Source organism: Mesorhizobium sp. M4B.F.Ca.ET.089.01.1.1 (genome assembly GCF_004022605.1).
In the GTDB taxonomy this organism is placed as follows: Bacteria; Pseudomonadota; Alphaproteobacteria; order Rhizobiales; family Rhizobiaceae; genus Mesorhizobium; species Mesorhizobium abyssinicae.
In genome coordinates this window covers 1-1,294 of sequence record NZ_RZOS01000847.1, presented here as the reverse complement: position 1 = coordinate 1,294, position 1,294 = coordinate 1, and the positions used below count along the sequence as shown (strand labels likewise).

At 58.0% G+C, this 1,294-nt stretch carries 1 protein-coding gene; it reads left to right on the top strand.

The genetic code is table 11. From position 1 onward, the window contains the following. Positions 1 to 769 precede the first annotated feature (769 nt). The coding region (locus tag EN780_RS34455; protein ID WP_128276478.1) for an aminotransferase class III-fold pyridoxal phosphate-dependent enzyme at positions 770 to 1,294 on the top strand (525 nt) is incomplete at its 3' end.

The following is a 1,294-nucleotide window of genomic DNA, read 5'->3' as shown; positions in this document are numbered from 1 at the left end:
GATTGTTTCCTCGGTCCGTGCCGCAACGCGTTTGCGAATAGCCCCGCATGTCTTGTGCCAAAGGAGAAATGATCTATCACGCTGTGTGTCTCATGTCCGACACAGTCGACAGTCCGACAACGTGTCCGACCGCAAACGCCTGATCAATGTCCTGCGCGAGCCCGAAGGATGCAGGAGCTGACACGCCTCCTTTGCTCCTTAAAGCCGCTCTCGAACACGAGACCACTTGCTCGACTCAGGAGAGGAGTGGAAGAGTGCTGCTGCAGGAGCACCAGCCGCGAGGGGCGGAGCATCGCAGGGCTGTTCTAAAAACCTTAAGCAGACGTGTAGAGAGACATCGGCCACTCGCCCATTCCCGCCACGGCATCAAAACCACCATTGTCCCCAGACAACACAATGAGGTCGCATTATTCGCGCCCACCTCGCTAGGGCGCATCGGATAGGGACAGCGTCCAACAATCGCCAGCCCATCGACTGGTCCAGCCGTGACATCGTGCACAACCTTGAGCGTGAGGACGATTGAATCCGAAGGTGACAAGGTCGATGGCTCGCCTTCACGAGCATCTTTCGCCGCCACGGGTACGTGTGTCAGGCCTTTCGTTGCTAAGGTGCCCAATAGCATTAGCACCCAGAGGAGACTCAGTTCGTTAGAATGTTGGGGCGTGTTGATCCAGATCAGGACTTTCTCGCCGTCGAAAGCATTATGATCCTCGGCATCATGGGGACGGGGGCGTCTTTGCGGGGGCGCCTTCACTTTTGAGGTTTTTTCATGAATACTGATATTGAGGCCCGCAGATCCGATGCGATTTCGCGCGGGGTGGGCGTGACTACACAGGTTTATGCCGACAAGGCGCTTAATGCCGAAATCTGGGATGTGGAGGGACGGCGTTATATCGACTTCGCCGCAGGCATGGCAGTAGTCAACACCGGCCATCGTCATCCAAAGGTCGTTGCAGCGGTGAAAGACCAGCTCGACCGCTTCACACATACTTGCCATCAGGTCGTGCCTTATGAGAACTACGTCCGGCTCGCCGAACGGTTGAATGACGCCGTGCCTGGCGACTTCAAAAAGAAAACGCTCTTCGTCACGACCGGCGCTGAAGCCGTCGAGAACGCCGTCAAGATCGCCCGCGCCGCCACAAACCGCAGCGCGATCATCGCCTTCACCGGCGCCTTCCACGGCCGCACCTTCATGGGCATGACATTGACGGGCAAGGTCCAGCCCTACAAGGCCGGTTTCGGCGCGATGGTGCCGGACGTCTTCCACGTCCCGTTCCCCATCGAGTTCCATGGC